This is a genomic window from Paenarthrobacter sp. CM16 (assembly GCF_013179505.1).
Taxonomy (GTDB): Bacteria; Actinomycetota; Actinomycetes; order Actinomycetales; family Micrococcaceae; genus Arthrobacter.
This window is the reverse complement of record NZ_JABMCX010000345.1, coordinates 1-4,335: the sequence shown is the minus strand read 5'-3', so window position 1 is coordinate 4,335 and position 4,335 is coordinate 1. Positions and strand designations below refer to the sequence as shown.

Annotated in this window: 5 protein-coding genes; all 5 read left to right on the top strand. The window is 63.9% G+C overall.

All coding sequences use genetic code 11. The features are described from left to right. On the top strand, positions 1-1,112 hold a 1,112-nt coding region (locus tag HP499_RS25305), incomplete at its 5' end, for an HNH endonuclease (protein ID WP_253951729.1). Between the two features lie 493 nt (positions 1,113-1,605). After that, the gene (locus HP499_RS21290) at positions 1,606-2,160 is read left to right on the top strand and encodes an RNA polymerase sigma factor (protein WP_172326109.1); all 555 of its coding nucleotides are present in this window, start codon (positions 1,606-1,608) and stop codon (positions 2,158-2,160) included. Continuing rightward, positions 2,157-3,008, top strand: a complete 852-nt coding sequence (locus HP499_RS21285; RefSeq protein WP_172326108.1) for a hypothetical protein — start codon at positions 2,157-2,159, stop codon at positions 3,006-3,008. Before HP499_RS21290 ends, HP499_RS21285 begins: the two co-directional genes overlap by 4 nt. Positions 3,009-3,047: 39 nt before the next feature. Next, complete coding sequence (locus HP499_RS21280; RefSeq protein ID WP_172326107.1) at positions 3,048-3,473, top strand: CoA-binding protein; 426 nt, start codon at positions 3,048-3,050, stop codon at positions 3,471-3,473. An 84-nt stretch (positions 3,474-3,557) separates the two neighbouring features. Then, positions 3,558-4,335: polysaccharide deacetylase family protein (locus HP499_RS21275; RefSeq protein ID WP_309138431.1), on the top strand; the 778-nt coding region annotated here is incomplete at its 3' end.

Here is a 4,335-nt window from a genome sequence, read left to right as displayed (position 1 = left end):
TTGCCAAAGCGTTGGTCACGGAGATGCCGCGGACCCTGGCGGCGTTGAACAAAGGCCTGCTCAATGAGTGGCGGGCCACGCTGCTGGTCAAGGAAACAGCCTGCCTGTCCGTCGAAGACCGGGCCGCAGTGGACGCCGAACTCGCACCCGATGCCGGGACGTTCGAGGGCGCCGGAGACAAAGCCATCATCGCGGCCGCGAAAGCCGCAGCGTATCGTCGGGATCCGCGGTCCGTCGCCCAGCGCGCCAGCCACGCCGCCACCGAACGAACCGTAAGCCTGCGACCGGCACCGGACACCATGACCTATCTGACCGCGCTGCTTCCGGTGGCCCAAGGCGTGGCCGTGTATGCGGCACTGACCCGCGCAGCTGATTCAGCCCGTTCCCAAGGTTGGAACGCAGGGGCCGGCGGCTGGATCGCAGGCTCCGGCGGTGGCGCGGGCTCGGGCTCCGGCGGTGCTGCCGGATCGGGGAGTGTCCCGACCCGCGGGCAGATCATGGCTGACACCTTGGTCCAGCGCGTCACCGGCACCCCGGGCGGGGTCTCCGGGGTTGAACTCCAGCTCGTCATGACCGACCGGACCCTGTTCCAAGGAGACTCCGAACCGGCCCGGCTCCACGGCTACGGCATCGTCCCCGCACCCTGGGCAAGAACCCTGATCGGCGCCGCAGAAGAGCGAACAGCACGAGGAAAACAACCACCAGGTGCTGCACCGCCCCACGCGAAGCTCCCGGACCACCCGACAGGCCACCCGTCCCCGCCGGATCTACGGCGAACACCCGGGCAGGAGCAGGAGTTCAACCAGGGGCAGGAGTTCAACCAGGAGCAGGAGCTCAACCAGGGGCAGGAGTTCAATGTTTGGCTCCGGCGGCTCTACACCGCACCCGACACCGGCGAGTTGTTGGCCATGGACTCCAAAGCCAGGCTCTTCCCGCAGCGGCACCGGCGATTCATCGAAGCCCGCGACCATACCTGCCGCACACCCTACTGCGACGCGCCTATCCGGCATATCGATCACGTCGTGCCGTGGCGCTCCGGCGGGGCCACCACCGTGGACAACGCAGCAGGGCTCTGCGAAGCCTGCAACCACACCAAAGAAAACCCCGGCTAGAACGCCACACCCCTGCCCGAAGACACCCACACCCTTAGCACCCACACCCTGAGCATCAGCACCCCCACCGGACACACCTACCAATCCAAAGCTCCACCACTACCCGGACACAGACCCTCCAGAACGTGATGAAGGACAGTGCGATCACGACGCGATGCGGGGCCTTGCGCCTGTGCGGTGAAAAAACCTCACGGGGGTGCCAACCGGCTGCCGTGAAGAGCGCAGCAGAAAGTTTTTAAAAAAACTTTGTCACCGGCGTAACCCTTTGGAGCACCGCGTCGATTACGTCTGTGAAAGGGCCGAGCTGGAATTTGTCCCCCATCATGTTCCAGCTCGGCTCTTCCTTGTCCGCAGTAGTTTTTTCGCGGACAAGCGGGTCCTCCCTGTGGATGGCCCGGCAGAGCAGATACCCTTGGTGGGGTCGTCCGTCGTACAAGGCTGATGACCTGGCTGGAAAGCCACGGACCTGCCGCCGATCGAAAGTCCCACAACTGTGACCGACGCATTGACCGACGAAGCGCTTCATGCGCTCAGGGGCAATACCGCGGAACTGTTCAGCGCCGTTTACCAGGCTTACGCAGGCCAGGTCCTCGGCTATCTGACGGCCAAAGGCGTGCCCGATCCTGAAGCAAGTACACAGGACGTGTTCCTGGCAGTGTTGCCGCGGCTCGATGACCTCAGCGGTGGTGTCAGCGGCCTGCGGACTTTCATCTTCTCGGTGGCCCATGCACGCATGGTTGATGAGCATCGGAAGCAAAGCCGGGCGCCGATCCAGCACGAGTTCGAGCCCGAACGGGACACCCGCGAATCGAGCTCTGCCGAGGCTGAAGCTTTGTCCAAACTGGCGCCATATGAGGTTGCGGCGCTTCTGGACACTCTGGGCGACGAGCAACGGGAGGTCCTGAACCTCCGCATTGTGGCCGGCCTGACGGTTGAACAGGTAGCCGACATCATGGGGAAATCCGCTGGCGCAGTCAAGCAATTACAGCGCCGGGCCCTCATTACGCTCCGTGAGCATTCGGCAGTAAAGGAATACGTGTCGCCATGACATACAGGGATACAGAACGCGAAGCGATCGTGGACGAGCTCTTGCTCGACGCCGATCTCGCCGATGCTTCGGACGTCCGGCAAGCGCTGGTTTCGCTCGGTGCCTTCGCCAACCTTTCGGCCCCCGCTCCCAGCCCGGAACTCGCGGCCATGATCGCCGGCCCGCACGACGAACTCTCCAAGCGCCGTTGGCGCCACCAGCACCGGACCGCGATGGTCAGTATTGCAGTGGTGGCTGCCATGGGACTCGGGGTCAGCGGCGTGGCCGCGGCCAGTTCGGGCTTCACCCGGAACCCGTCGTTCATTGACCAGCTCATCAGCAACTTCCAGCCCCAGCCACCTGTGGCGGCACCCGAACTGCCATCGCCCGATGCTCCTCGGGTCAGTACGGAGCCGGCCCCCGCCGCAGATCCCGCGCCCGCCTCAGATCCCGCATCAGTTCCGTCTCCGTCAACGGTGCAGTCGATTCCCGTCCCCGCGGCGGCGTCCGCTGATAACGCGGCACAGGCACCCGTCGTCCCTGCTGCTCCTGCTCCGAAGCCAGCGAACCCTGCCCTGCCGAACCCTGCCCTGCCGAACCCTGCGCAGCCACACCATCCAGTTCAAGCGCCCGCCCCGGAACCGCAGGCGAGGCTCAACCAGACCACGCAGCGAGTACCGGATGCCACCAACGTGGAGGTGCCAAAAACCGACACTGGAAAGCCGGCCAAGTCCGGAACCAGCACCAAGCAAGGGACCAGCGTCAAGCAAGGGCCGCTGCATCCGTCGGCGTCGGAAAAGCGCACCGAAGAAGAGTTCCAGTCCGTGATGGACAAGTGGAAGAAGTGGCTGAAGCAGGGGCACCGCTAGGCGCGCAGTCCTATACCAGGACATGGGTAGGCTTGGGTCATGATGCATGTCAACGATCCGGCCGTCGTCGAACGATTGATGCGAACAAAAGGCACCTGGGCAATTGTGGGCCTGAGTACCAACCAGTGGCGCTCCGCCTACGACGTCTCGCTGTACGTCCGGGACAAGATGGGCATGGAGATCATCCCCGTTAACCTCAAGGGCGAGGACGTGCACGGTGAGAAGGGGTACAAGTCCCTGGCGGAGATTCCGGAAAGCCGTCACCCCATTGACGTCGTTGACTGCTTCGTCAACTCCCAGCGCGTCGGCGCAGTCATCGACCAAGCGATTGCGATCGGTGCCAAGGCTGTGTGGCTCCAGCTGGGCGTATTCGACGACGAAGCCACCCAGCGTGCCAAGGACGCGGGCCTGGAAGTGGTAGTAAACTCCTGCCCGGCGCGTGAAGGTTGGCACTACGGCTTGTGATTCCCGGCCGGATTCCTCTGTTAGATTGCACCTGAATCATTTTTTGAGTCTTGGGGGACAGCCATGTCAGGCGGCCATTCTGCGGTGCCATTTTCCACTCCCGGCAGACGGGCGGCCCTCGGAATCCTGGGCGCTTCCCTGCTGGCCGGGCTGACTGCCTGCACAGGAGCTGAAAGTTCGACGCCGGCGCTGGCGCCCAGTGGCGCTGCCGGCTCGCCTGAGGCGCCCGGCCCCAATGGTGCGCTGGCCGCCGGAGGCGAGATTCCGACGTCGTCCGCTTCACCGATCCCTACCGCGACCCCCACGCCGACCAAGCGCATCCGGCGGACCTTCATCCCGGACTACCAGCTCCCACCGATCACGGGCGGGCTGGCACCTGTGATTACCAAGATTCAGACCAAGCACCCGGTGGTGTTCCTGACCATTGACGATGGCAACATCAAGACCCCCGAATCCGTGAAGCTGATGGCGGAGTACGACTACCCCGCCTCGCTCTTCCTCACCAAGGACACGGTGGCTGATGATCCTGCCTTCTTCAACGCGTTCAAGGCCCAAGGCAGCTTGGTCGAGAACCACACCGTCAGCCACAACATCAACATGGTGCGGCAGTGGGGGTACCAGCAGCAGTTGAACGACATGGTGGGAATGCAGGTGTACGCCTTTGCACACTATGGCCGCCGCCCCACGCTGTTCAGGCCGCCGGGCGGCGCGTACTCCACTGTGATGCGCCAAGCCGTGGCTGACGCAGGGATGAAGGCGATAGTGACGTGGGAAGCCAAGGCGAACGCCGGGAAGATGGACTACCAAGTGGGCAACTCCTTGCGCCCCGGTGACATCGTGCTCATGCATTTCCGTGCCGAGT

What these genes read in the sequence shown, in the direction of transcription:
- HP499_RS21280 (WP_172326107.1), top strand. Translation starts at nt 3,048, where the DNA reads ATGATGCATGTCAACGATCCGGCCGTCGTCGAACGATTGATGCGAACA.
- HP499_RS21285 (WP_172326108.1), top strand. Translation starts at nt 2,157, where the DNA reads ATGACATACAGGGATACAGAACGCGAAGCGATCGTGGACGAGCTCTTG.